This window comes from Aureimonas psammosilenae, assembly GCF_009176975.1.
GTDB classification, from domain to species: Bacteria; Pseudomonadota; Alphaproteobacteria; order Rhizobiales; family Rhizobiaceae; genus Plantimonas; species Plantimonas psammosilenae.
On sequence record NZ_WEZG01000022.1, the window covers coordinates 1 to 25168 of the forward strand.

Below are 25168 nucleotides of genomic sequence, written 5' to 3' on the forward strand. Positions count from 1 at the left end.
ACCAGGCAGACCGAAGCTGCGGCGAGTGCGGTCAGGACGTACAGCGTCGCTGCGACCCCGGCGTACGCGATGATCGCTGCGCCTGCGGTCGGCGCCAAGGCCTGGGCGACCTGGGCCGGACGCGCGAGCCGCCCCATGACCGAGGCATGAGCCTCGGGCCCGAACAGGGCCAGCGGGACGGTGCCGCGGGCGATCGAGAGGATGCCGTTGCCCGCCCCGTAGAACACCATGGCCGCGGCGACCGGCAGGAGGTCGAAGGCGAGCGAGCAGATGCCCACGGCGGTCAGAGCGACGGCGGCACGCATCGTCCAGAGCGGATGGTGCCGCCCGCGGCCGGCCATCTCGAGCACGCGAGCACCGACCTGCGACGGACCGACCATCGCGCCGAAGGCCACCGCCGCCGCCAGCGTCTCGCCCCGCGCCTGGAGGAGCGTCAGCAGATGGACGGAGACCAGCCCGAAGATCGTGCTGCACAGGACCAGGACTCCGGCGAGGAGGAGGAAGGCGCGGCGTTGCTCTCCGGACGGCGCCCGGTGTTCGAACCGCTGTCCCGTGGAGATGTTCGTGGCCACGCCGGAGGGGACGGCGACGAGCGCCAGTGGAAGGGAGACGCAGATGTGGAGGGCCGCGTAGGCGAGACAGGCGCCGCGCCATCCTACGTGCTCGACCATGAACGCCGACAGGGGCCAGCAGACCGTGCTTGCGAACCCGCCCCACAGGGTCAGCGTCGTGATGGCGGACCTGGCGTCGGCGCCGTAGAGCCGCCCAAGCGTGGCGAAGGCCGGGTCGTAGAGGCCCATGCCCATGCCGAGTCCGACGACGAGCCACCCCGCGAGGAAGACGGGGAGGTTGGGCGAGAGACCGAGAACAGCAAGGCCGAGCGCCAGCAGCACGGCGCCCAGTGCCAGCACGGATCGCCCGCCGCGCAAGGCAATGGTCGCCCCGACCCGGGGAGAGGCCGCGGCCGAGACGAGAAGGCCGACGCTGACGCCGCCGACGACCCACGGCAGAGACCAGCCCGTGTCCATGGCGATCGGGAGCGCGAGCACGGCCGGCAAGTAGACCGACGATCCCCAGGCGAGGATCTCGAAGACGCCGAGCGCCGAGATGACCTGCCAGCGGGCTCTCACGACACGACCGGGAGCCAGACCCACAGGGCGACGAGGGTCGCGAGGAGGACGGGCGGGGTCAGGACGAGACCGACCTTCATGTACTGGCGCCAGGTAATCCGCTGCCCCTTGCCCGCAAGGACATGGAGCCACAGGAGGGTCGCCAGCGAGCCGATGGGCGTGAACTTCGGCCCGAGGTCGTTCCCGACGACGTTGGCGTAGACCATGAGTTCGCGGGTCAGCGGTGCCACGTCGGCCCGGTCGATGGCGAGAGCGCCGACGAGCGTGGCGGGCATGTTGTTCATGACGGAGGCGAGCGCCGCCACTACGAAGCCCGTGCCGACGGTGGCAATGAGGGTGCCTTGGGTCGCGAGCCACCGCAGAACGCTTGCCGCGATGTCGGTCAGCCCAGCGTTTCCGAGGCCGAAGACGACGAGGTACATGCCGATCGAGAACAGGACGATCTGCCATGGCGCCTCGCGCAGCACCTTGGCCAGCGGGATGACCGCGCCGCGCCCGCCGGAGAACCAGCGTCCGGCGACCGCCATCAGGACGAAGGCGGCGGCGCCCGTCACGAAGGAGATCGGCACACCGAGCGGCCCCGTCACGAAGTAGGCGACGAGCAGGAGCCCGAGGAGCGGGAACGCGGCCCGGAACACGGCCTTGTCGCGGATGGCATGGCCCGGATCCTCCAGTTCGTCGACGCGGTAGGCGGCGGGCACGTCGCGGCGGAACCAGAGCCAGAGGACGAGGAGCGTGGCGGCCAGCGAGACGAGGTTCACCGGGACCATGACCGCGGCGTAGCGTCCGAAGGACACGTCGAAGAAGTTCGCGGTGACGATGTTCACGAGGTTCGAGACCACGAGCGGCAGGCTGGCTGTGTCGGCGACGAAGCCGCAGGCGACGACGAAGGCGAGCGCCCCGGCGGGCGGGATGTCGAGGCGCAGTAGGATGGCGAGCACGATCGGCGTGAGAAGCAGCGCGGCCCCGTCGTTGGCGAAGACGGCGGCGATGGCCGCGCCCAGCAGAACGACGAGCGGGAACAGCCGCCGCCCGTTGCCTCCGCCCCAGCGGGCGACGTGGAGCGCAGCCCAGGCGAAGAACCCGGCCTCGTCGATGACGAGCGAGATGACGATCAGCGCGACGAAAGTGAACGTCGCATCCCAGACGATCTCCCAGACCGTCCCGACGTCGCCCCAGCCGACGACGCCGGTCGCCAGGGCGACCGCGGCGCCGGCGAGCGCCGACCATCCGATGCCGAGGCCCAGGGGCTGCCAGATGACGAGGACGAGGGTGGCGACGAAGATCGCGAGGGCGAGCATGGAAGGTCCGGCACGTGAGGTTCAGAGGGTGCGCTGGTTCACGCGCTCGGACAGCTTCTCGGCGCTCTCGACGCGTTCGGAGTAGCGGCCCGTCAGGTAGTCCGACCGTCCGCGCACGAGATGCGTGAACTTCACCAGCTCCTCGCAGACATCGACGACGCGGCTGTAGAGGGCCGACGGCTTCATGCGCCCCGCCTCGTCGAACTCGAGGAACGCCTTCGGGACCGACGACTGGTTCGGGATCGTCACCATGCGCATCCAGCGGCCGAGGATGCGCATCTGGTTCACGGCGTTGAAGGACTGCGAGCCGCCCGACACCTCCATGACGGCCAGCGTCTTTCCCTGCGTCGGACGCTTGGCGCCGAGGGCCAAGGGAATCCAGTCGATCTGCGCCTTCATGATCCCGGTTATTGCGCCGTGGCGCTCGGGACTGACCCAAACCATGCCCTCGGACCAGTCGGCGAGGTCGCGCAGTTCCTTCACCTTCGGGTGGTCGGGTTCGGCCCCGTCGGGGAGCGGAAGGCCGCTTGGGTCGAAGGTGCGGACCTCGCAGCCGAACCAGCGAAGCAGGCGCCCGGCCTCCTCGGACAGGAGGCGGGAGTAGGACCGCTCGCGGATCGAGCCGTAGAGGACGAGGATGCGCGGCGGGTGCGTCGGGGCGCCGGGGCCGGCGAGCGCGTCCACGTCGATCGGCTGGAGCTGCGCGAGGTCGACGCTTGGCAGGTCGAGGGCAACGGGGTCCGTCATCGGTCGCTTTCCTTTCGCCACAGGACGGCCGAGGCCGAGCAGAGGCCCATGGCCTGGCGGGTTGCGAGCACTGCGGCGGGCGCCTCCGTCCGGGCGACGCGCCGGAAGCCGAGCGCCGCGAGGAAGGTCCGCTCCCCGGTCGTGAAGGCGAAGGCCTCTGTCGCGCCCAGCTCGCGGCCGCGGTGGATCAGGTCCGCCACGATCTCGCCGCCGAAGCCGTGCCCGCGGTGTTCGGGAACGACGGCGATGGAGCGCAGGAGGACGGCGGCGCCGAGCGGTTCGAAACCGCCTATCCCGACGAACTCGCTGCCTTCGGTCGTGTAGCGCAAGAACACCCGGCCGGGCTCCGCCACGTCCTCGGTCGGCAGCCCCGCCTCGGACAGGAGTCCGACAAGATCGACCGGATCGGCGACGGCGGCCGCAACGAGCCGTGGCGTCATGCCCGGGATGCTCCGACGGTCCCTCCATCCTCCTTGGTAAAGGTGGCAACGGGGTTGTCGAGGAGCGCCAGCACCTTCTCAGACGGGCGGCAGAGCGCGGCGCCCTTCTCAGTGACGACGATCGGACGGTTGATCAGGATCGGGTGGGCCATCATCGCTTCGAGCAGCTCCTCGTCGGACAGCCGGGGATCGTCGAGGCCGAGTTCGGCGTAGGGTGTGCCCTTCTCCCGCAGGATGTCCCGGGGCTTCAGGCCCATCATGTCCAGGAGTTCCGACAGGACCTCGCGACTCGGCGGGTCCTTCAGGTACTCGATCACCTGCGGCTCCTCGCCCGACTGGCGGATCATCTCCAGCGTGTTGCGCGACGTGCCGCAGGCAGGGTTGTGGTAGATCGTGACGGACATGGCGGAGGCCTCAGGCGACGTCGGGCGTGCGAAACGAGGCGCCCTCGAGCTGGCCGATCTCGCGCACCTCCGTGGCAAGCCGGGTCCGCTCCAGGCTCTCGACAGGCAAAGCGGTGAAGGCGGAGATGCGGTTCTTCATGTAGCGGAAGGCCTGCGTGAAGGCGGCGCGCTTCCACATGTCCCCGCGGCTTTCGTAGCTCGGGTCCTCGATGCCCCAGTGGGCCGTCATCGGCTGGCCCGGCCAGATGGGGCAGGCCTCGCCCGCGGCTTGGTCGCAGACCGTGAAGACGAAGTCCATGACAGGCGCTTCGGGTGTCGCGAACTCGTCCCAGGGCTTCGACCGCATCCCATCGGTCGGGTAGCCGAACTCGCGTAGCACCTCTAGCGCCATCGGGTTCACCTCGCCCTTCGGCTGGCTTCCCGCGGAGAAGGCGTTGAAGCGCCCGGCACCGTCCTTGCGGAGAATGCTCTCGGCAAGGATCGAACGGGCGGAGTTGCCCGTGCAGAGGAACAGGACGTTGAAGGGCTGAGCACTCATCGGCAGGTCTCCGGGGCGCAGGTGGAGGCGAAGGCGTCGCCAAGGTTGCCGCAGATCTCTGGATTGCCGGAGCAGCAGTCCTCGGTGAGGAAGGCAAGGAGCTGGCGCATGTCGTCGTAGCTCGCCGCGTAAAGGATGCGGCGGCCGTCGCGCCACGAGCGCACGAGCTTCGACCGCTCCAACGTCGCGAGGTGGAAGCTCATCCGCGTCGGCGGGATGCGCAGCGCTTCGGCGATCTCGCCTGAAGCCATGCCGTTCGGGCCGGCGCGGACGAGCATCCGGAAGGCCGCGAGGCGGTCAGCGTGGGCAAGGGCGGACAGGGCGGCAACGGCTGAGTCGTCGTTCATGGAGTTATAATGCAAATATAATTGTAGATTGCAATACTAACCTGCACGAGGGAGAGCGCCTCTCCCGTCGCTCGCGGCGCTATCGCTCGGCACTTCAGTAATCTCGCTGCGCGGCTAGGCCCCGACACGGAGATAGTATAGAGGGGTATCCTATGGGTCATCTCGCAAAAGACAAAGGCAAGCTCGTCGCTCGGGTGCGTCGACTCCAGGGTCAGCTCGAAGCCGTTGCCCGCAGCCTCGACGAGGATGCTCCCTGCGGGGACACCCTTCAGCTCGTGGCGTCCGTCCGCGGCGCCCTGAACGGGCTGACGGTCGAGCTGATCGAGGAGCACGTGCGAAACCACGTGGTGGATCCCGAACACGAAGCGGACCCGGAACGCGCCAAGGGCGCCGCAGACCTCCTGGCGGTCGTCCGGACCTACATGAAGTGACGGAGGGACATCCGATGTCCACGACCATCCAAGACTGCGGGCACAGCCACGTCTTCCTCGGCGACGACCACGGGCGGAACGAACGACGCGTCCGGGCGGTCATCATGCTCACCGTCACCATGATGGTGGTGGAGATCGCGGCCGGCATCGCCTTCGGATCCATGGCGCTGGTGGCCGACGGGCTCCACATGTCGACGCACGCCGCCGCGATGCTGATCGCCGCGGCCGCCTATTTCTATGCCCGCAAGCACTCGGCCGACCGCCGCTTCTCGTTCGGCACGGGAAAGTTCGGCGACCTCGCGGGTTTTGCGAGCGCGGTGGTCCTCGCGCTGATCGCGCTCCTCATCGGCTACGAGAGCCTGTTGCGGCTGGCGAACCCGGTTCCGATCGCCTTCGGCCAGGCGATCGGCGTCGCGGTCGTCGGACTGGTCGTGAACCTCATGTCGGCCTGGCTCCTGCGGGACGACCACGCGCACCATCACCACGGTCATCATCACGAGCATGGCCACCATGGACACGGCGGCCACGACAACAACCTGCGCGCCGCCTACGTCCACGTCCTCGCCGACGCGCTCACGTCGGTCCTCGCGATCGCGGCGCTCGTCCTCGGCAGCCTCTACGGCTGGCGCTGGCCGGATCCGGCGATGGGCATCGTCGGCGCGTTCGTCATCGCGAGGTGGTCGTGGGGACTCGTGAAGGATGCCGGCGGGGTGCTCCTGGACTACGTGCCGGAAGGCGAGGACCTTCCCGACGAGATCCGCGAGGCCATCGAGGTCGACGGGGACCGGATCACCGACCTCCACGTCTGGCAGGTCGGTCCCGGCCACCATGCGGCCATCGTCTCGATCGCGACGGAGCGCCCGCTGCCGCTCGACGCCTACCGGGCGAAGCTCGCCCACATCCACGACCTGTCGCATCTGACGTTGGAAGTCGACGTGCCGCGGCGGGCGGCGTGACGTCCGGCCAGGCCGGGCAACTGCGAAGTGGACCTCGGGAGCCGATCGCTCCCGAGGCCGGGATGCCGTCGAAGGCTACTTGGCGTGCTTCTCCACCCAGGCGGTCATTTCCTTGATCTCCTTCTTCTGCGCGTCGATGATCATCTGCGCCATCTTCTTGGACTCCTTGTCCTTGCCCGCCTTCAGCTCGACCTCTGCCATGGCGATCGCGCCCTGGTGATGGGCGATCATCCCGCAGTTGAAGGCGAGGTCCGCGTCCTTGATCATGGCCGCCTTCATCATCGGGCCGTGCATCTTCATCATCGCGTCCATGTTGCCCTTCTGGACGTCGTTCATCTCGCTGCCGGACATCATGTCCCGCATCCCGCCCATCATGGACGACATGTCCATGGACCCGGCGGCGGCCTCGCAGGCCTTGGGCAGCGTCACCTGCTCGGAGGACATCGCCATTCCCTGTTGGTCCTGCGCCGAGGCGTGGGAGATGCCGGCGAGGACGAGGACGGCGGAAAGGATCGTGATCTTGCGCATGTATGTTTTCCTGTCGGTGGGGTCGCTCGGGACCGCTGATTGAGACCGGGGCGCCGCGGGATCGCCGCGGCGGTCGTCTGATTGAGGTTCAGGCCGCCATGCGGCGGCAGCTCTCGGCGCATCGACGGCAGGCGTCGACGCAGTCCTGCATGTCGCCGACGCGCTCGCAGTCGGCGGCGCAGGCCTCGCAGATCTCCGCGCAGGTACGGCAGGTCAGCCTGTGATGCTCGGAGCCGATCAGCATGAGGTGCGCCGAGCTGCGGCACGTCTCGGCGCAGGCGGACATCAGGGTGAAGTGGCCTTTCTCGACGTGCTTCCCGCCCATCTCCAGGCAGTGGTTCATCGCCATGGAAAGGCAGGTCTGGTAACAACGCAGGCAGTCGTCGATGCAGGCCTGCATCTCGGGGGACATGTGGTGCATGTCGCCTTCTCCTCGTTCATGGATGTGTCGATGCGGCGGCATTGGCCGCTGGTTCCGTCGTTCGTTCCGCGGTCGGCCGGACGGCTTCGGAGAAAGCGTCGACGGACGCTCCCCGGTCGTTCCGGCGGATCCTCGTTCAGGCGAGTTTCGGCGGACGCTTCGGGCCGGACGGGCGGACGCCCTCGCGGTCGTCGCGGAGAAGGGGAGGCGGGTCCGAAATGCGGGCCCCGCGTTCCAACCGAGGCGGTTCGGGGAACGGAAGGATGCTGGCGCACGACTTCCCGCAGCACGACATGGCGCCGGACGCATTGTCGTGGGCGTTTCCGGCATGGGAGGCGTGCGACCCGGCTTCGGCGGGGGACGCGGAAACCGGGTGTCCGTGGCCCGGTGCGTCCCGGGACATCATCCCGCCGGCCATCGCCGACCCGTGGCCGGCGAACGCGGCGACCGCGACCAGCGACAGGATGACGACGAGTCTACGCAGGCAAGTCCCGAGCATCGGACGTTCCGGTTGTCGATGCTGCGAGAATCCGGAATGCCGCCCGGAGGTTCCGTCTACCAGCTCCCTGGACAATCAGGAAAGGCGATCCGGCCCGCGCCGATCGAGGGCACCCGCCGGCCGTCCGGCGCCGCTCATCTCGGGCCGGCGCGGTAGAAGACCGCAGTTGCCTGCGAGGCCTTCCCGAACGAGAGCACGTCGAACCGCGCGTCCGGGTCGTCGCCCATGCCCGGCGACCCGGCGGGCATGCCCGGCGCCGCGATGCCCGCGACCTGCGGCCTCCCGGTCAGGAGCCGGTCGACCGCCTCCATGGGCACGTGGCCCTCGACGACGTAGCCGCCTACCTTCGCGGTGTGGTAGGACTCCACGGTCTCGGAGACGCCGAGCAGGCGCTTCAGCCCGGCCATGTCCTCGCGGTCTTCGACGGTCACCTCGAACCCGTGCTTGCGGGCGATCTCCACCCACGCGCCGCAGCACCCGCACTCGGGCGACTTGAACACGTGCATGTGCTTCGGCGCATGGTCGGCCGCGGCAGGGACGGCTAGAGCGAGGAAGGCGAGGGCGGCAAGAAGCGGCTTCGTCGGCAGCATGTCGGAACTCCGTCGGATCGTCGCCGGAACCTGCCCGCGATGAGGTCCAGTCCGCAACCCCGTCGGCCGGCGGGCGGGACGGACGGCGTTCACTTGTTCGTTCGACGCAGCATCATACGCGACCCGGATCGGGTCCGCTTTCGACGGAGTCGATCCCCCTTGACCTTCCCATGGTGGGAAGCCCCATCTTCCGGCAAGTTCCATTTTCCGGGATGAAGCCGATGAACCAGATCCTCCCGTCGAAGAAGGTCGAGGGCGCCGCCGAAGTCCTCCGCCTCGACATCGAGGGCATGAGCTGCGCTTCCTGCGTCGGCCGCGTCGAGCGCGCCATCGCGGCGGTGCCCGGCGTCTCGTCCGCGTCAGTCAACCTCGCCGCGGAGCGTGCCGACGTGGCGTTCGCGGGTCCTGCCGACGAAGCGGCGGTCCTGCGTGCGGTCGAGGAAGCGGGCTACGAGGTACGGCAGGAAACGCGCGAGATCGGCGTCGAGGGCATGACGTGCGCCTCCTGCGTCGGGCGGGTGGAGCGGGCCATCGCCGCCGTCCCCGGCGTCTCCTCGGTGGCCGTGAACCTCGCCACCGAGCGCGCCACGGTCCGCGTCCTCCGCACCGTCGACATGCGTTCGGTCGAGGCGGCGGTCCGCGACGCCGGATACGAACCGCGGCCCCTCGCGCCTCCCGTCGCCGCCGACGCCGAGGATCCGCGCCAAGCCGCCAAGGAGGCGGAGTACGTCCGGCTCCGTCGCGACTTCCTCGTCGCCGCCGTCCTGACCGCGCCGCTCTTCGTCCTGGAGATGGGCTCGCATCTCGTTCCCGCCTTCCACGACCTCGTCATGGACCGGATCGGGATGTGGGAGAGCCGCGTCCTCCAGTTCGTCCTCGCCTCGCTCGTCCTGTTCGGCCCCGGCCTGCGGTTCCTGCGCAAGGGCCTGCCCGCCCTGGCGCGCCTCGCGCCGGACATGAACTCGCTGGTGGCGGTCGGGACGCTCGCGGCCTGGGGCTACTCGGTCGTCGCCACCTTCCTGCCCGGAGCGCTGCCCACGGGGACGGTGAACGTCTACTTCGAGGCCGCGGCCGTGATCGTCACGCTGATCCTCCTCGGCCGCCTGCTCGAGGCGCGGGCCAAGGGCCGCACGGGCGAGGCGATCAAGCGCCTCGTCGGCCTGCGCGCCAAGACGGCACGCGTCGCCAGGGAGGGCGGCTTCGCCGAGATCCCGCTCGAGGAGGTCGTCGTCGGCGACACCGTCGAGGTGCGCCCCGGGGAGCGGATCCCCGTCGACGGCACGGTGCTCTCCGGCTCGTCCTTCGTCGACGAGTCCATGATCACCGGCGAGCCCGTGCCGGCCGCCAAGGAGGAGGGCGACACCGTCGTCGGGGGCACGGTCAACAGGACCGGCAGCTTCGCCTACCGCGCCGACCGCGTCGGCTCCGACACGGTGCTCGCCCAGATCATCCGCATCGTCGAGGAAGCGCAGGGCGGGAAGCTGCCGATCCAGGCGCTCGTCGACCGGGTGACGCGCTGGTTCGTGCCCGCGGTGATGGCCGCCGCCGCGGCGACCTTCCTGGTTTGGATCGCATTCGGGCCCGACCCGGCGCTGGGCTTCGCCCTCGTCAACGCCGTCGCCGTCCTCATCATCGCCTGCCCCTGCGCCATGGGTCTCGCGACCCCGACCTCGGTGATGGTGGGAACGGGACGCGCCGCGGAGCTTGGCGTCCTGTTTCGGCGCGGCGAGGCCTTGCAGGCCCTCCGGGATATCGAGGTAGTGGCCCTGGACAAGACGGGGACCCTCACGGAGGGGCGGCCCGCGCTGACCGACCTCGTCCTCGCGGACTGCTTCGACCGGGCCGAGGTGCTCTCCCTCGTCGCCTCGGTCGAGGAGCGGTCGGAGCACCCGATCGCCGCCGCCATCGTCGCCGCGGCGAAGAGCGAAGGCCTTGCCGTCCTACCCGTCGACCGCTTCGAGGCGGTTCCCGGATTCGGCGTGGAGGCCGTCGTCGGCGGCCGCTCCGTCGCCGTCGGCGCCGACCGCCTGATGGTGCGTCTCGGCCTCGACTTATCGGCCTTCACCGCGGTGGCGGAGCGGCTGGCCGCGGAAGGGAAGTCGCCCCTCTACGCCGCCGTCGACGGGCGCCTCGCCGCCCTGGTGGTCGTGTCGGATCCCGTGAAGGAGACCAGCGCCGCCGCAGTCGGCGCGCTGCATGGCCTCGGCCTGCGCGTCGCCATGGTGACGGGCGACAACTCGGCGACCGCCCGCGCCGTCGCCGCCCGCCTCGGCATCGACGACGTGTTCGCCGAGGTCCTGCCGGAGGGCAAGGTCGCGGCGGTCGAGAGCCTGAGGGCTTCGGGCAAGGTCGCCTTTGTCGGCGACGGCATCAACGACGCCCCGGCCCTGGCCGCGGCCCACGTCGGCCTCGCCGTCGGGACGGGCACCGACGTCGCGATCGAGAGCGCGGACGTGGTGCTGATGTCAGGCGACCTCAACGCCGTCGTCACCGCCATCGCGGTCTCGAGGGCGACGATCCGGAACATCCGACAGAACCTGTTCTGGGCCTTCGCCTACAACGTCGTCCTCGTGCCCGTGGCGGCCGGCGCGCTCTACCCGTTCGGCGGCACGCTCCTGTCGCCGGCACTCGCCGCGGGAGCCATGGCGCTCTCGAGCGTCTTCGTGCTCGGCAACGCCCTGAGGCTGCGGGGGTTCTCCCCCGCAGCCGCGACGTCCGGCCGTCCGCTATCCGGGAGGTGACCCATGAACATCGGTGAAGCCGCCCAGGTCTCCGGCGTGAGCGCCAAGATGATCCGCCACTACGAAGGCATCGGTCTGATCCAGCCGGCGGACAGGGCGGAGTCGGGGTACCGGGTCTATTCGGCATCCGACGTGTCGACCCTCCGCTTCATTCGCCGGGCCCGCGACCTGAACTTCTCCATGGAGAAGATCGGCCAGTTGCTGGCGCTGTGGCGGGATCGGGGGCGCGCCAGCGCAGACGTGAAGCGCATCGCCATGGAGCACGTCGAGATGCTCGAGGCACGCATGCGCGAGTTGGAGGAGATGGCGGGGACGCTCCGCCATCTCGCCCGCAACTGCCACGGGGACGGCCGGCCGGACTGCCCGATCATCGGCAGCCTGGCCGACGGGGCGGTGGCGGCCGAACCGAAGGCCCGCTCGCGCCGGTCGTCGCCGAACGCCATCACCAAGGTCGGCGGGATCCGCTGAGGCCCTTGACCTTCCAACGATGGGAGACCCCATCTTCATGTGAAAGGAGACCGTCATGCTGAAATTGAAGGTGCAGGACATGAGCTGCGGACACTGCGTGTCGTCCGTCACGAAGGCCATCAAGAAGGTCGATCCGGCTGCCGACGTGCGGGTCGACCTCGGAGCGGGCTTGGTGAGCGTGGACACGTCGGCCGCCGTCGACTCCGTGCGAGCGGCCGTCGAGGGTGCCGGCTACCCGAGCGAACTGGCGGCCTGAGCGGGACGGCGGCCGGCATGGAGCGGCGCGGAACGGCCGAGCCGGCTGCGTCTCCCCGGTGAGCGCGGAGGTCTGGTCCTACGCCGGCATGTTCTGGTCGGCCCTCCTGTCGGCGACGGTCCTTCCCGGCGCCTCGGAGGTGACCTTCGTCGCCCTTCTCGTCTCCGGCGGCACCGCGCCGGTCGCGCTCGTCGCGGTCGCGACGGTCGGCAACACGCTCGGCTCGGTCTTGAACTGGGCGTGCGGAAGGTTCCTCTCGCGGTTCGCCGACAGGAAGTGGTTCCCGGTCGGCCGGAACCAGGTCGAGAGGGCGGCGCGGATCTTCGACCGCTACGGAACGTGGACGCTGCTCCTGGCCTGGCTCTGCCGGTCGTCGGCGACGCCCTCACGGTCGTGGCCGGGGTGCTTCGCGTCCGGATGCCCGCGTTCGTGCTCCTCGTCGGCATCGGGAAGCTCGGCCGCTACCTCTTCCTGCTTGCCGCCGCCGGATTCGCCACGGCATGATCGCAGCCGTTCCCGACGCAGGGGCCGGCGACCGGAGCGCCCCGCTGGTGCGGAACTGAAGCCGCCGCCGCGTTCCCGATGGACGGGACGCGGCAAATCGTCTACGGAAGACCGATGCTCGACAGGATGGACATGGCGACGGTGACGAGGAGGCTGCTCTCGGCGGTCCTGCTCTGCCTGTCCGTCGTCTTGTCCCAGATGGCGCATGCGGACGTTCCGTCGATCCCGCCCATGCACGACGTTGAAGTCGCGCAGGGCGCCGCGGCCTCAGCCGACGAGGACGCCGCCGTGGAACATCACGCGGCCGGCCACTCCCACGGCGACCGGGACGACGGCACGTCGAAGGCGGACGACCACACGGGACCGTCGGACACCAAGTGCGCCAGCCATTGCCCCTCGCTCTTCGTGCCGACGGAGAGCGATGACGATCGACGCGACTGGATGCGCCAGGGCGGAGCTTCGATCGTGCACGCGTCGCTGACCGGGCTTCCCGGCGCCCTGGCCGAGAGGCCTCCCAGAACGTGACCTGACGGGACGCCCTCGCGGGCGTCCGGCTTCCGCACGTCCGTTCGTCGCGAACGGTGTCCGGAGGCGTCGTGCTGCGTCGTCGCGCCTTCCGGGCTCGGCGGACGCATGTTTCGGCTCGCGCATGATCCGCATCCCGGGGCGAGGCCCCGGCCGGACCGTCATGCCGACGACAGGTCACACCCATGTTCCGCTTCGCATTCCCATGCGCTGCAGCGCTGCTCACGGCAGGCTGCACCGCCACAGGTCCCGTCGGCCTCTCCGACCTCGGCGCGGCCACGCCCCAAGCCGACGCAACGGTCGCCATCGCCCCGGTCCGCTACGGCTCGGTGGTCGGGTCGTACATCCACCGCATGCCGGTGCAGCCGAACGACTGGCGCAAGACGGGCGTCGAGATGGCGCCGGTCGGCCCCGCCGCTCCGGAGGGCGGGCGATGAGCCTGCCCGTTCTGAAGGCCGCAGTCCTTTTCGCCCCGCTCCTCCTCGCGGGGTGCCTCTCCGACGACGACGAGTTCCTGCCGCAGGACGGCTTCCAGACGGTGTCGCTGAGGTCCCGCTCGATCACGGGCAGGGATACGGCCTGGGTCCAGGACCGCCGGCAGGCGGCCGCCGTCGACGCGAAGGTGAGGGCGCTCCTCGCAGGCAGGACGGTCGGAGCCGATGCCGCCGTCCAGGTCGCGCTGCTGAACAACAAGGGCCTCCAGGCCTCGTATGCCGACATCGGCGTCGCGGTCGCAGACCTCTGGCAGGAGAGCCTGCCGCCCATGAACGTCAGGCTCGGGATGAGCTACGGGACCGTCGACTTCACGCGGACCGTCGAGGGGCTCGTCGTCTCGAACATCATGGCGCTGATCACCCGGGAACGGCGCCTCGACGTCGCGACGAGGCAGGTCGAGGCGGCCCAGCTCGAGGCCGTCCTGCGGACCCTCGAGGTCGCCTCGCAGACCCGGAGGGCCTGGGTCGAGGCGGTCGCGGCCTGGGAGAACGTGTCGCTTCTCAACCGCGCCAAGGTCGCGGCCGACGCGGCGGCCGAACTCGCCGCGGGGCTCGGCGGGACGGGCGCGATGACCAAGGCCGACCAGGCTCGCGAGCAGGTCTTCTATGCCGAGCTGGCTGGTCGCACCGCCTCCGCCCGCCTGGAGGCGAGGCTCGCCAAGGAGCGCCTGGTCCGCCTGATGGGCCTCTACGGCAAGGACATCGACTTCGAGGTGCCGAACGCGCTTCCGCGCCTGCCGAGGACCGTCGCGAAGCGGGAGGGAATCGAGGCGGAGGCGCTGCGCAACCGCGTCGACGTCCAGTTGGCGAAGTTGCGGCTGGAGGCGCTCGCGAGGTCCTACGGCCTGACGAAGGCGACGCGCTTCGTCTCGGACCTCGAACTGGGTGCGGGCGTCGAGGCGGAGGAGGAGGTCGAGGAGAAGGAGGACGGCGGCAAGGAGCGCAAGACCACCTTCGCTCCGGCCATCGAGGCGGGGATCACCATCCCGATCTTCGACAGCGGGCAGGCGCGCCTGCGCAAGGCCGAGTTCGAGTACCTGCGGGCCGCCAACCTCCTGGCGGAACGGGGCGTCAACGTCCGATCCGAAGCGCGCTCCGCCTACCAGGCCTACCGCTCGGGCTTCGACATCGCCCGGCATTACCAGAACAGCGTGCTGCCCCTGCGCACCACGCTCGAGAAGGAGGCGGTGCTCACCTACAACGGGATGATCACCTCCACCTTCGAACTCATCACCGACACCCGCGAACGCATCGAGGCGAACATCGCCGCCCTCGAGGCGAGGAAGAACTTCTGGCTCGCCGACGAGGGCCTCACCAGCGCCGTCTACGGCGGCGGGGAAGGCGACGAGGCCGAGCAGGCGGAGGTCGAAACGGCCGAAGCCGGCGACGACGATTGATCAGGAGATCCATAATGGTTTCGAGACGACAGTTGATCGGCGCCGGCGCGGCGCTCGTGGGTGCCGCGGCGTGGTCGCGCACGTCCGCCATGGGGCTCCCGGAGGCGCCCACCATGGACAGCGCGGCGACGCAGGTGCCGCCGGTCCCCTCGCAGGGGCCGCACTACAATCCCGTCGTGACCCTCAACGGCTGGTCGCTGCCGTTCCGGATGAACAACGGCGTGAAGGAGTTCCACCTCGTCGCCGAGCCCGTCGAGCGTGAGATGGGCGAGGGTATGACCGCCTACCTCTGGGGCTACAACGGCCAGTCTCCCGGTCCGACGATCGAGTGCGTCGAGGGCGACCGGGTCCGCATCTTCGTGTCCAACAAGCTGCCGGAGCACACGACCGTCCACTGGCACGGCATGATCCTGCCGTGCGGGATGGACGGCGTCACGGGTCTCACCCAGCCCCCGATCCCTTCCGGGAAGACCTTCGTCTACGAGTTCGAGGCGAAGAAGAGCGGCACCTTCATGTACCATCCGCACGGCGACGAGATGGTCCAGATGGCCATGGGCATGATGGGCTTCTTCGTGATCCACCCGAAGGATCCGAACTTCATGCCGGTCGACCGGGATTTCGTGTTCCTGCTCTCGGCCTACGACATCGACCCCGGCACCTACATCCCGCGGGTCATGGAGATGACCGACTTCAACCTGTGGGCCATCAACAGCCGGGTCTTCCCGGACGTCGCCCCGCTGGTGGTGCGCAAGGACGACCGCGTCCGGGTGCGGGTCGGCAACCTGACCATGACGAACCACCCGATCCACATGCACGGCTACGACTTCGAGGTGACCTGCACGGACGGGGGCTGGGTGAGGCCGGAAGCGCGTTGGCCGGAGGTGACGATCGACATCCCTGTCGGCGCGATGCGGGCCTACGAGTTCGACGCGGTCTACGAGGGCGACTGGGCGCTCCACTGCCACAAGTCGCACCACACGATGAACGCCATGGGGCACGAGATCCCGACGTTCATCGGGATGGACAAGACCAAGGTCGCCAAGAAGATCCGCCAGGTCCAGCCCGACTACATGCCGATGGGCACGAAGGGCATGGCCGACATGGCGGAGATGTCGATGCCGCTGCCCGACAACACCATCCCGATGATGACGGGATGGGGGCAGTTCGGTTCGCTCGAGATGGGCGGCATGTTCACCGTCGTGAAGGTGCGCGAGGGCATCGAGAAGGGCTCCTACGAGGACCCCGGCGAGTACCGGCATCCTCCCGGTACCGTCGCCTACGAATGGACGGGAGCGCTTCCGGAAGCGCCGTCCGCACCCGCCGGCAGCGCCGACGGCAGTTCCCTGCGCCCGGCGGGCAAGTCCGCCCCGGCGGCGCAGGCAGACCATTCCGGCCACGAGTGACGGCCGCGGATACCAACCCTCAACCGAACGGGAAGAAGAGCATGAAGAAGTTGCACATCGCCGTCGCGGCGGCCGCGACCGCTGTCGCCGTGATCGCCGCGGGGCCGGCGCTCGCGTCCGGCAGCCACGCGGGCGGACACGACGAACTCGCCGTCGGCAAGCCGGGCGGCAAGGGCGCGAACGCTCGCATCGTCAAGATCACCATGAAGGAGACCGAGGACGGCAAGATGCTGTTCCAGCCGGCCAAGCTCCAGGTCCGCCAGGGCGAGACGCTGCGCCTCCAGTTCACGAACGCCGGGCAGAACGCCCACGAGTTCGTCATGGACGAGTCGAAGACCCTCGCGGAGCACAAGGAGGTGATGCAGAAGTTTCCCGAGATGGAGCACGACGACCCGAACGCCATCCGGCTCGAGCCGGGCGCCAAGGGCGAGATCGTCTGGACCTTCTCCAAGGCGGGCAACTTCGAGTTCGCCTGCCTGATCCCCGGCCACTACGAGGCCGGGATGCACGGCCCCCTCGTGGTCATGAAGTGACGCATCCAAAACGACCGAAAGACAGGAGACGGAAGATGAAGACGTTCACGAAGCTCGCCCTCGCCACCCTCGTCGCGTGCGCGGCGGCGCTGCCGGCCGCGGCCGCGGAGTACACCAAAGGAGAGGTGACCAAGGTCGACGAGAAGGCGAAGAAGGTCACGATCAAGCACGAGGAGTTGAGGAACCTTGAGATGCCGGCGATGACGATGGTATTCGTCGTGCCGGACGAGGCAACGTTCAAGAAGGCCTCGGTGGGAAAGAAGATCGAGTTCGTCGCCGAGAAGGTGAAGGGCAAGATGACGGTCGTCGAGATCAAGTGACGGCTTCGACGGCGGGCCTTCAGGCCCGCCGTCCTCCGGCAGGCCCGTCGGAGGGTCGGCCCCAACCGGCAGGATGAGAAGCCCATGGTGTCCATCGACGCGGCGAGCGGGGATCCGGCAAGGATCCTTTCCGACGTCGAGACGAGGAGCGAACTGAGGACGGCCCTCTGGCGCTTCGTGACCCTTGCGGTATTCGCGCTTGCCGTGGCGCTCGAGCCGGACGGCGGCAGCCACCGCGTCCACCTCGTCCTTCTTCTCGCATACGCCGCCACCACGGTGACCGCGGTCGGACTTGCGGTCTTCGAGGCTTACAGGCCTTGGATGAACTGGGTCTACGTCGTCGTGGACGCCGCTCTCGTCATCTACCTCGCCGCCGAGCACATGTTCGTCCCGGGAGTCGGCATCGGCGAGGCCGTCTCGACGCCCAGTCTCGCGATCGCCTTCGTCCTCCTCGCGCATGCGGGCCTCAGGATGCGCGCCGGCATGGTGGCGGCCTTCGCGGCGATCGTCTCGATCGGTACCGCAGCCGCCGCGGCCGCCGCGATGCTGTCCGGGCCGGATGGGGGACTGCCCCCGGCGGGGGACCTTCGGGAGGCGGCCGTCCGGGCCGTCGCCTTCCTCGCCGTCGCCGTGTTCCAGGTCATGCTGGCGGTCGACATCCGGCGGGTCGTCGTGACCGCCGTCGCGAGCGCCTCCGAGAGGGTGAACCTCGCCCGCTTCTTCGCGCCGAGCACGGCGGAGCGCATCGCGACCGACGGATTGCGGATCGGCCTCGCCCGCCGCGAGGCGGCCGTCCTCTTCGTCGATATCCGCGGTTTCACGGGCCTCGCCGAGACCATGCCGCCCGAGAATCTCGGGAGCCTGCTCGCGGAATACCGCAAGCGCGTCGTCGACGCCGTCGGCCACTGGGACGGCACGGTCGACAAGTTCATGGGCGACGGGGTCATGGCGGTGTTCGGCTCCGACGGCTCCCATCCCTCCGACGCGGCGAGGGCGTTCGAATGCGCGTGCCATCTCGTGCACGTCCTGGACACCTGGAGCGAGGCGCGGGCGAGGTCCGGCGCCGAGCCGATGTCGTTCGGCATCGGCCTCCACTTCGGAGCGGTCGTCGGGGGCGTCGTCGCCGGTGGTGCGCATGGCGAGCATACGGTCTTGGGCGATACCGTGAACCTTGCGGCGCGCCTGCAATCGATGTGCAAGGCGTTGTCGGCGCGACTGGTGGTATCCGGCGCCGTCGTCGAGCGGCTGCCGCCGTCTTCCCTCGGAGCGACATGGCGGCTCCGCCGCGGGGTGCAGGTGCCGGGGCGGGTGGAGCCTGTCGACGTCGCCTTCCTGCCTGCGGAATTTCTTCATTGAATGCACGTATGCTTGCCCGGTCGACCGGCGCCGGCGCTCGGGGAGAGGGGAAGCGGATGGACATGTCGGGGCGGATGCCGGCCGTAGACGCCGCGGGAGCCGGCGACGCATCGGAGCGTCCGCGCTGGTCGCGGGTCCAGGTGCTTCTCCACTGGACCGTCGTCGGCCTCGTCGTCGTCCAGTGGCTGACCTACGACGCGATCATGCGCACCCACTCGTCCCTGATGCGCCCGCGACCGATCGACCTCCTCGAGCATGCGGTCCACACGTGGTCGGGGATCGCCATCGGCGTCCTCATGGTGGCCCGGCTCGCCTTGCGTATGCATCGCGGTCGGAACGCGATCCACGTGCACTTCCGGGAGCGTGCGGCCGCGGTGGTGCATTCCGGCCTCTACCTCGCCCTTCTCGCCCAGGCGGCGAGCGGCTTCACGGCCCGTTACCTCTGGGGAGGAGCCGCCTTCTTCCACGTATGGATCTGGAAGGTCATTCTCGTGCTCCTGGCGCTGCACGTCCTGGGCGCCGTGTTCCACCTCGTCCGGAGGGACGGCGTCGTCGGCGGGATGCTCCCCCGGCGCCGCGCCGTTCGAGGCGCTCCGCGAGGGAAGGTCGAATCCGTGCGATGGCCTTCACGCGCACCCGGCGGCATGGCATCATGACCACGTGAAGAGAACGTACCGCCTCGGAGGTTTCCTCGCGACACTGGTCGTCGCCGCGCTGGCGCTCGTGCCGGCGGGCGAAGCCATGGCGTCGGCGCCGCGGCCGGCCGCCGTGGACGCGGACATGCCGGCGAGGTCCATGGCCGACATGGGAGGCATGGCCGGCGCGGACGGCGAAGCGACAGCCGAAGCGATGCCGTGCTGCCCGGAGACGGCGAAGCCGGATTCGAAGGACTGCGGGAAGTCGGCGTGCCCGACGATGATCACGTGCGTGGCGCAGTGCATTCCCGCTGGCATCTCCGCCACCGCCGACACGGCTTTCGGGAACTGGTCGCAAGCCGTATTCCGACCGTGGCCCGACCGGACGCTCGCGTCGTTGGCGCGACCACCGCCCCCCCGACCTCCGAAGACCTGATCGCTTCCCGGCGCTCCTCCGCGCCGCATCGAGCGCCCCGGAAACGGGGTGAAGGGACAGCCACGGCATGCGCCGTGCGGCCGAAGGGCACGATGCCCGGCCGATCGATCAGGACGACCACATGAACCACTTCACCAAACGCGTCGCCGCCGCGTCGCTCGCCGCATGCCTGTGCACCGGCCTCGCGTCCGGCGCGGCAGCCGCGATGTCCGACTACGAGTTCCAGCTCGTGGGAGATACGGTCCCGACGGGCAAGGCCGTCCCCTTCCGCGTCAGGCTCGTCGACACGCGGACGGGTCGGACCGTTCCGGACGCGGTCATCTTCGAGACCCGCCTCGACATGGCGCCGGACGGCATGGAGACGATGACGGCGCCCGTCGAGGTCGTCCCGTCCGGCGAACCGGGCGTCTACGAGCTGAAGGGGAACTTCGTCATGGCCGGCGGATGGCGGGTCTCGCTCGGCGCCAAGGTGCAGGGCGAGGAGGGAACCCTCCGCGACGAACTGGTCCTCAAGGCCGCCGACTGATGCGACCGCTCTTCCTGGGCCTTTCCCTCGTCGCGTTCGCCGCGGCGGGGGGCGGAGGCTATTGGCTCGGCCTCGGCCGTCCGGACCTCGCGCGTCTCGTCGCCACGCTGCCGTCCCTCGTCGCCGGAAGCGCCGCCGCACCCGCCGCCGAGGCGCCCGCATCCCCTGCGGTCTCCCGGCGCTCCACGCCCGTCAACGCCGCTCCGACCGCCTACTACCGCGACCCGGACGGCAAGCCCTTCTACTCGGCGGGACCGAAGCGGACGGCCGACGGTCGCGACTACGTGCCGGTCCCCGTCGGAAGCGACGCGGCGGCGGCGGATCCTGCCTCCTCCCCGGCAGCCGGGGCGCCGACGGACCCGGCGGCCCCGGAGACCGGCGCGAGGAAGGTCCTCTACTACCGCAACCCGATGGGACTGCCGGACACCTCCCCGGTTCCGAAGAAGGACTCGATGGGGATGGACTACATTCCGGTCTACGACGGTCCCGAGGAGGAGGCGGGGATCGTCAGGATCTCGCCGGGGCGGGTCCAGAGGACGGGCGTGCGGACCGAGGCCGTGGAACGGCGGTCCGTCTCCCGGCCGCTCCGCGTCCCGGGCGTCGTCGAGCTGGACGAGCGCCGGATCGCGGTGGTGACGACGCGGGCGGACGCCTTCGTCGAGGAGGTCGCCGACGCGACGACCGGCTCCGCGGTGACGAAGGGAACGCCGCTGGTCAGGCTCTATTCGCCCGAGATGGCGGCGGCCGGGGCGCAGCTCGTCATCGAGGTGAAGGGCGGGGCTTCGAAGACCGGAGGAGGGGCGAGGCTGCGGCTCGAGAACCTCGACGCGCCCGAGGAGGCGATCCGGGAGATCGAGCGGACCGGCAAGGTGCCGCTCTCGATGGTCTGGTCCGCTCCCCAGGACGGCGTCGTCCTCGAGCGGTCGGCAGTGCGTGGGATGATGGCGAAGGCCGGCGACGTCCTGTTCCGCCTGGCGGACATCGCGACAGTCTGGGTCGTCGCCGACGTGCCCGAGAGCCAGGTCGCCGACGTGCGCGTCGGCTCGGCCGCCGCGATCCGTCCGACGAGCCGGCCCGGCCGGACCCTCGGGGGCGTCGTCGACCTCGTCTACCCGCAAGTCGCCGCCGCCACGCGCACCGTCAGGGTGAGGATCGCGGTCGACAACCGCGAGGGACTGCTGCTGCCGGGAATGTACGCCGACGTCGTCGTCGACGGAGGCTCGCCCGCACCCGTCGTCGCGGTCCCGAACGAGGCCGTCCTCGACACCGGCAGCCGCCGCGTCGTGATCCTCGACCGGGGCGAGGGCCGCTTCGAGCCGCGTGCGGTGGAGATCGGCGCCCGCGGGGACGCCTACGCCGAGATCGCCTCCGGCGTCGCCGAAGGCGACCGCGTCGTCGTCGGCGCCAACTTCCTGATCGACGCCGAAAGCAACCTCAAGGCCGCGCTGACGGCCTTGGCACCGCGTGCGGACGAAGCGGAGGCCAAGCCATGATCCCCGGCATCATCGGGTGGTCGGCGCGCAACGTCGTCCTCGTCCTCGTCGGGACGGTCTTCGCGATCCTCGCGGGCCTCCACGCCCTGCGGACGCTGCCCCTCGACGCGATCCCGGACCTCTCGGACGTCCAGGTCATCGTGTACACCGAGTATCCGGGACAGGCGCCCCAGGTCGTCGAGGACCAGGTGACGTTCCCGCTCACGACCGCCATGCTGACCGTGCCGAAGTCGAAGGTCGTGCGCGGCTTCTCGTTCTTCGGCGTGTCCTTCGTCTACGTCATCTTCGAGGACGGCACCGATCCCTACTTCGCCAGGAGCCGCGTCCTCGAGTTCCTGAACGGCGCGGCCCGCCGCCTTCCCGCGGGCGTCAGCCCGACCCTCGGACCGGACGCCACGGGCGTCGGCTGGGTCTACCAGTACGCCGTCGTCGCGAAGGAAAGGACGCTCGCCGAACTGCGCTCGCTCCAGGACTGGGTGGTGCGCTTCGCCGTGTCCGACGCCGACGGGATCGCCGAGGTCGCGAGCGTCGGCGGCTTCGTCAAGCAGTACGCCGTTGTGGTCGACCCGAACCGCATGCGGACGCAGGGCGTCACCCTCGACATGGTCCGCAAGGCGGTCGCCGCGAGCAACATGGACGTCGGCGGCCGCACGATCGAGCTGACCGAGACCGAGTACATGGTCCGCGGCCGCGGCTACCTGCGCGGCGTCGAGGACATCGGCGACGTCGTCCTCATGAGCGAGGCAGGCGTCCCGCTGCGCCTTCGCGACGTCGCCCGGGTGGAGACGACGGCCGACGAGCGCCGCGGCATCGCCGAACTCGACGGCGAGGGAGAGGTCGCGAGCGGCATCGTGCTCCAGCGCTACGGCGCGAACGCCCTCGACGTCATCGACGAAGTGAAGGCGAGGATCGCCGAGGTGCTCCCGAGCCTCCCCGAGGGCACCTCGATCGTTCCCGTCTACGACCGCTCGCAGCTCATCGGGCGGGCCATCGAGACGTTGAAGGGGACGCTCCTGGAGGAGAGCCTCATCGTGGCGCTGGTCTGCGTCGTGTTCCTCCTGCACCTGAGGAGCGCGCTCGTCGCCATCCTGATGCTCCCGGTCGGCATCCTCATGGCCTTCGCCGCCATGAAGCTGACGGACCTCGGCTCCAACATCATGAGCCTTGGCGGCATCGCCATCGCGGTCGGCGCGATGATCGACGCGGCCATCGTCATGATCGAGAACGCCCACAAGCACCTGGAGCGGGCGCCGCCCGGGAAGCCCAGGCTGGAGATCCTCGTCGAGGCCGCGAGCGAGGTAGGCCCGGCGCTGTTCTTCAGCCTCCTCGTCATCACGGTGTCCTTCCTGCCGATCTTCACGCTGGAGTCGCAGGAAGGGCGGCTCTTCGGCCCGCTCGCCTTCACCAAGACCTTCGCGATGGCGGCGGCGGCGCTCCTGTCGATCACCCTCGTCCCGGCGCTGATGGTGCTGTTCGTGCGCGGCGGGATCGTTCCCGAGCACCGGAACCCGGTGAACCGGGTGCTGATCGCCCTCTACCGTCCGGTCATCGCGACGGTGCTGCGGGCCAAGGTCCCGACGATCCTCCTCGCGGTCGCGATCCTCGCCGTGTCGGTCTGGCCGGCACGCCAGCTCGGCTCCGAGTTCATGCCGGACCTCGACGAGGGAACGCTGATGTACATGCCGACCACCCTGCCGGGGCTATCCGTCACGAAGGCGGCCGAACTCCTCCAGACGCAGGACCGCATCATCCGGTCGTTTCCGGAGGTCGCGTCGGTCTACGGCAAGGCGGGAAGGGCGCTGACGGCCACCGACCCGGCGCCGACCGAGATGTTCGAGACGCTGATCAACCTGAAGCCCCGGGAGGAGTGGCGCCCGGGCACGACGCTCGAGGGCCTGAAGCGGGAGATGGACGCCGCGCTGCAGTTCCCCGGGGTCTCGAACGCCTGGACGATGCCGATCCGCGCCCGCATCGACATGCTCTCCACGGGCATCCGCACCCCCGTCGGCGTGAAGGTCTTCGGCACCGACCTGGAGGAGATGGAGGCGGTCTCCCGCCGGATCGAGACGGTCCTGAAGACGGTGCCGGGCACGTCCAGCGCCTATGCCGAGCGGGTGATCGGAGGATACTTCCTCGACATCGTGCCGGACAGGACCGCGCTCGGCCGCTACGGGCTGTCGGTCGCCGACGTCCAGAACACCATCTCGACGGCGCTCGGCGCCGAGACGGTGACCACGACGGTGGAGGGTCGCGAGCGGTACGCGGTGGTCGTCCGGTACCCCCGCGAGGCAAGGTCCGATCCGGTCTCCGTCGCGAGAAGCGTCCAGGTTCCCCTGGCAGGCGGCGGAAGCGTCCCGATCGGCGACGTGGCGAAGGTGGAGACGACGCGTGGCGCGACGTCGATCCGGACGGAGAACGGCCAGCTCGCCGTCTACGTCTTCGTCGACATCGCCGGACGCGACCTCGGCGGCTACGTGCGCGACGCGCAGGCGGCGGTGAGGGACCAGGTGAAGCTGCCGCCGGGCTACCGCGTCGCCTGGAGCGGCCAGTTCGAGTACCTCGAACGGGCCGAGGCGCGCCTCGCGGTCGTGGTGCCGCTCACCCTCGCGATCATCTTCCTCCTCCTGTACCTGAACTTCCGGACCCTGACGGAGACGCTGATCGTCATGCTGTCGCTGCCCTTCGCCGTCGTCGGCGGCGTCTGGCTGATGTGGTGGCTCGGGTTCAACATGTCGGTCGCCGTCGCCGTGGGGTTCATCGCCCTCTCGGGGGTCGCCGCGGAAACGGGGGTGATCATGCTGGTCTACCTCCAGCACGCGGTGGCCGAGGTCAGGGCGGCCCGGCTGGCCTCGGAGCGGCCGTTCGACCGCGAGGCGCTGCGCGAGGCGATCATGGTCGGCGCGGTGGAGCGCGTGAGGCCGAAGATGATGACGGTGGTCGCCATCATGGCGGGGCTCCTGCCGATCCTTTGGAGCCACGGCGCCGGGTCCGAGATCATGCAGCGCATCGCCGTGCCGATGATCGGAGGCATGGTCTCGTCGACCGTGCTGACGCTCGTGGTGATTCCTGCGGTGTTCGGTCTCGTGAAGGGGTGGGACCTGGCCGGAAGCGCATCGGTGGGTCCGGGACTTCACAAGGACGAGACCGGGTGGGAAGTGGAAGCCGCGTGACGGTCGGTTCCGGATTGCGGAAGACGCCGCTCCGCCCGGGAGTCCGGGACGGATCTGCTCAGGGCGCCCGAGGCGCGAGGAGAACGATTCCGGCACCGAGCAGGCAGACCATCGCGCCGACCACGTCCCAGCGGTCGGGGCGGGCACCCTCCGAGAGCCAGAGCCACAGGATCGACGAGACGATGTAGACGCCGCCGTAGGCCGCGTAGGCCCGCCCGGCCGCCTCCGTTTCGACGAGCGTGAGGAGCCAGGCGAAAGCCGCGAGTGAAAGGATGCCCGGCATCAGCCAGAGCGGCGAGCGATCGAGACGAAGCCAAGCCCAGAAGGCGAAGCATCCGGCGATTTCGGCCAGGGCGGCGACAGCGTAGACGACGGGCGTCATGTGGATCCGTTCCTGATGTCGGGCTCGGCGGAACGCGACGGATGCCCCCGGCGGAGGAGGGAGACCAGGCAGACCGAAGCTGCGGCGAGTGCGGTCAGGACGTACAGCGTCGCTGCGACCCCGGCGTACGCGATGATCGCTGCGCCTGCGGTCGGCGCCAAGGCCTGGGCGACCTGGGCCGGACGCGCGAGCCGCCC

General features: G+C 69.7%; 30 protein-coding genes and 1 pseudogene. 17 read left to right on the forward strand and 14 right to left on the reverse strand.

Annotation, left to right across the window (positions count from 1 at the left end; translation table 11 throughout):
* From F9929_RS22740 to F9929_RS22770, 7 genes are all read right to left on the reverse strand, one after another.
* A partial coding sequence (locus F9929_RS22740; protein ID WP_407922271.1) for an MFS transporter occupies positions 1–1148 on the reverse strand: 1148 nt, incomplete at its 3' end.
* The gene (locus F9929_RS22745) at positions 1127–2431 is read right to left on the reverse strand and encodes an arsenic transporter (protein WP_152048851.1); all 1305 of its coding nucleotides are present in this window, start codon (positions 2429–2431) and stop codon (positions 1127–1129) included. The genes F9929_RS22740 and F9929_RS22745, both read right to left, overlap by 22 nt.
* Positions 2432–2452: 21 nt before the next feature.
* Positions 2453–3178, reverse strand: coding sequence for an arsenical resistance protein ArsH (arsH, locus tag F9929_RS22750; protein ID WP_152048852.1), 726 nt, complete (start codon positions 3176–3178; stop codon positions 2453–2455).
* Positions 3175–3618 (reverse strand): GNAT family N-acetyltransferase, encoded by a 444-nt coding sequence (locus F9929_RS22755; RefSeq protein WP_152048853.1) that lies wholly within the window; start codon positions 3616–3618, stop codon positions 3175–3177. Before F9929_RS22755 ends, arsH begins: the two co-directional genes overlap by 4 nt.
* The gene (gene arsC / locus F9929_RS22760; protein WP_152048854.1) at positions 3615–4022 is read right to left on the reverse strand and encodes an arsenate reductase (glutaredoxin); all 408 of its coding nucleotides are present in this window, start codon (positions 4020–4022) and stop codon (positions 3615–3617) included. Before arsC ends, F9929_RS22755 begins: the two co-directional genes overlap by 4 nt.
* Before the next feature lie 10 nt (positions 4023–4032).
* On the reverse strand, positions 4033–4560 hold the full coding sequence (locus tag F9929_RS22765) for an arsenate reductase ArsC (protein ID WP_152048855.1): 528 nt from the start codon (positions 4558–4560) through the stop codon (positions 4033–4035).
* Positions 4557–4907, reverse strand: a complete 351-nt coding sequence (locus tag F9929_RS22770) for an ArsR/SmtB family transcription factor (RefSeq protein WP_152048856.1) — start codon at positions 4905–4907, stop codon at positions 4557–4559. The genes F9929_RS22765 and F9929_RS22770 overlap by 4 nt, the downstream gene beginning before the upstream one ends.
* A gap of 152 nt (positions 4908–5059) precedes the next feature.
* Here F9929_RS22770 and F9929_RS22775 point away from each other — a divergent pair, with 152 nt between their 5' ends.
* Both F9929_RS22775 and dmeF read left to right on the forward strand, forming a co-directional pair.
* On the forward strand, positions 5060–5338 hold the full coding sequence (locus F9929_RS22775; RefSeq protein WP_152048857.1) for a metal/formaldehyde-sensitive transcriptional repressor: 279 nt from the start codon (positions 5060–5062) through the stop codon (positions 5336–5338).
* A gap of 14 nt (positions 5339–5352) precedes the next feature.
* Complete coding sequence (gene dmeF / locus F9929_RS22780; RefSeq protein WP_152048858.1) at positions 5353–6294, forward strand: CDF family Co(II)/Ni(II) efflux transporter DmeF; 942 nt, start codon at positions 5353–5355, stop codon at positions 6292–6294.
* A 75-nt stretch (positions 6295–6369) separates the two neighbouring features.
* Here the strand turns inward: dmeF and copM are convergent, their stop codons facing one another.
* From copM to F9929_RS22800, 3 genes are all read right to left on the reverse strand, one after another.
* A complete protein-coding gene (gene copM / locus F9929_RS22785) occupies positions 6370–6822 on the reverse strand; it encodes a CopM family metallochaperone (protein ID WP_152048859.1) in 453 nt (150 codons plus the stop codon).
* Between the two features lie 88 nt (positions 6823–6910).
* Entirely contained in the window at positions 6911–7243 is a 333-nt protein-coding gene (locus F9929_RS22790) for a four-helix bundle copper-binding protein (protein WP_152048860.1), read from the reverse strand.
* Between the two features lie 633 nt (positions 7244–7876).
* Positions 7877–8332: a DUF411 domain-containing protein gene (locus F9929_RS22800; protein WP_152048862.1), complete on the reverse strand. Its 456-nt coding sequence runs from the start codon at positions 8330–8332 to the stop codon at positions 7877–7879.
* A gap of 221 nt (positions 8333–8553) precedes the next feature.
* On the opposite strand from F9929_RS22800, the gene F9929_RS22805 reads away from it, so the two are divergent.
* Genes F9929_RS22805 through F9929_RS22815 form a run of 3 tightly spaced genes read left to right on the forward strand, consistent with a single transcriptional unit; the run spans position 8554 to position 11797 of the window.
* Entirely contained in the window at positions 8554–11073 is a 2520-nt protein-coding gene (locus F9929_RS22805; RefSeq protein ID WP_235919523.1) for a heavy metal translocating P-type ATPase, read from the forward strand.
* Positions 11074–11076: 3 nt separating this feature from the next.
* On the forward strand, positions 11077–11541 hold the full coding sequence (cueR, locus tag F9929_RS22810; protein ID WP_152048863.1) for a Cu(I)-responsive transcriptional regulator: 465 nt from the start codon (positions 11077–11079) through the stop codon (positions 11539–11541).
* Between the two features lie 55 nt (positions 11542–11596).
* Positions 11597–11797: a heavy-metal-associated domain-containing protein gene (locus tag F9929_RS22815; RefSeq protein WP_152048864.1), complete on the forward strand. Its 201-nt coding sequence runs from the start codon at positions 11597–11599 to the stop codon at positions 11795–11797.
* A gap of 78 nt (positions 11798–11875) precedes the next feature.
* Here F9929_RS22815 and F9929_RS24840 read toward each other — a convergent pair whose 3' ends face one another.
* Positions 11876–12013 (reverse strand): hypothetical protein, encoded by a 138-nt coding sequence (locus tag F9929_RS24840; protein ID WP_328596016.1) that lies wholly within the window; start codon positions 12011–12013, stop codon positions 11876–11878.
* Between the two features lie 123 nt (positions 12014–12136).
* Between F9929_RS24840 and F9929_RS24845 the strand changes: the two genes are divergently transcribed.
* From F9929_RS24845 to F9929_RS22855, 9 genes are all read left to right on the forward strand, one after another.
* The gene (locus F9929_RS24845) at positions 12137–12301 is read left to right on the forward strand and encodes a hypothetical protein (RefSeq protein ID WP_328596017.1); all 165 of its coding nucleotides are present in this window, start codon (positions 12137–12139) and stop codon (positions 12299–12301) included.
* Positions 12302–12415: 114 nt separating this feature from the next.
* Positions 12416–12826 (forward strand): hypothetical protein, encoded by a 411-nt coding sequence (locus F9929_RS22820; protein ID WP_152048865.1) that lies wholly within the window; start codon positions 12416–12418, stop codon positions 12824–12826.
* Positions 12827–13011: 185 nt separating this feature from the next.
* Positions 13012–13263, forward strand: a complete 252-nt coding sequence (locus tag F9929_RS22825; RefSeq protein ID WP_152048866.1) for a hypothetical protein — start codon at positions 13012–13014, stop codon at positions 13261–13263.
* A complete protein-coding gene (locus F9929_RS22830) occupies positions 13260–14717 on the forward strand; it encodes a TolC family protein (RefSeq protein WP_152048867.1) in 1458 nt (485 codons plus the stop codon). The genes F9929_RS22825 and F9929_RS22830 overlap by 4 nt, the downstream gene beginning before the upstream one ends.
* 14 nt (positions 14718–14731) lie before the next feature.
* Positions 14732–16120, forward strand: a complete 1389-nt coding sequence (locus F9929_RS22835; protein WP_152048868.1) for a multicopper oxidase family protein — start codon at positions 14732–14734, stop codon at positions 16118–16120.
* Positions 16121–16161: 41 nt separating this feature from the next.
* Positions 16162–16653, forward strand: a complete 492-nt coding sequence (locus F9929_RS22840; protein ID WP_152048869.1) for a cupredoxin domain-containing protein — start codon at positions 16162–16164, stop codon at positions 16651–16653.
* 35 nt (positions 16654–16688) lie between these two features.
* Positions 16689–16973 carry a copper-binding protein gene (locus tag F9929_RS22845; RefSeq protein WP_152048870.1) on the forward strand — a complete coding sequence of 95 codons (285 nt, stop codon included), beginning with the start codon at positions 16689–16691 and terminating at the stop codon, positions 16971–16973.
* Positions 16974–17060: 87 nt separating this feature from the next.
* Positions 17061–18329 (forward strand): adenylate/guanylate cyclase domain-containing protein, encoded by a 1269-nt coding sequence (locus tag F9929_RS22850; protein WP_193227883.1) that lies wholly within the window; start codon positions 17061–17063, stop codon positions 18327–18329.
* A 62-nt stretch (positions 18330–18391) separates the two neighbouring features.
* On the forward strand, positions 18392–18985 hold the full coding sequence (locus F9929_RS22855; protein ID WP_193227884.1) for a cytochrome b: 594 nt from the start codon (positions 18392–18394) through the stop codon (positions 18983–18985).
* Here the strand turns inward: F9929_RS22855 and F9929_RS22860 are convergent.
* Positions 18980–19270: a hypothetical protein gene (locus tag F9929_RS22860; protein WP_152048873.1), complete on the reverse strand. Its 291-nt coding sequence runs from the start codon at positions 19268–19270 to the stop codon at positions 18980–18982. The two genes, F9929_RS22855 and F9929_RS22860, sit on opposite strands and share 6 nt — an antisense overlap.
* A 251-nt stretch (positions 19271–19521) precedes the next feature.
* On the opposite strand from F9929_RS22860, the gene F9929_RS22865 reads away from it, so the two are divergent.
* From F9929_RS22865 to F9929_RS22875, 3 genes are read left to right on the forward strand one after another with little or no spacing between them, the layout of a single operon-like run.
* Positions 19522–19926: a FixH family protein gene (locus tag F9929_RS22865; RefSeq protein ID WP_152048878.1), complete on the forward strand. Its 405-nt coding sequence runs from the start codon at positions 19522–19524 to the stop codon at positions 19924–19926.
* Complete coding sequence (locus F9929_RS22870; RefSeq protein ID WP_152048874.1) at positions 19926–21419, forward strand: efflux RND transporter periplasmic adaptor subunit; 1494 nt, start codon at positions 19926–19928, stop codon at positions 21417–21419. The genes F9929_RS22865 and F9929_RS22870 overlap by 1 nt, the downstream gene beginning before the upstream one ends.
* Complete coding sequence (locus F9929_RS22875) at positions 21416–24589, forward strand: efflux RND transporter permease subunit (RefSeq protein WP_152048875.1); 3174 nt, start codon at positions 21416–21418, stop codon at positions 24587–24589. The genes F9929_RS22870 and F9929_RS22875 overlap by 4 nt, the downstream gene beginning before the upstream one ends.
* 58 nt (positions 24590–24647) lie before the next feature.
* On the opposite strand, the gene F9929_RS22880 is transcribed toward F9929_RS22875, so the two are convergent.
* Positions 24648–24971 (reverse strand): YnfA family protein, encoded by a 324-nt coding sequence (locus tag F9929_RS22880; protein ID WP_152048876.1) that lies wholly within the window; start codon positions 24969–24971, stop codon positions 24648–24650.
* Positions 24968–25168, reverse strand: a pseudogene (locus F9929_RS24345) (MFS transporter); the annotation flags it as partial. The pseudogene F9929_RS24345 and the gene F9929_RS22880, both read right to left, overlap by 4 nt.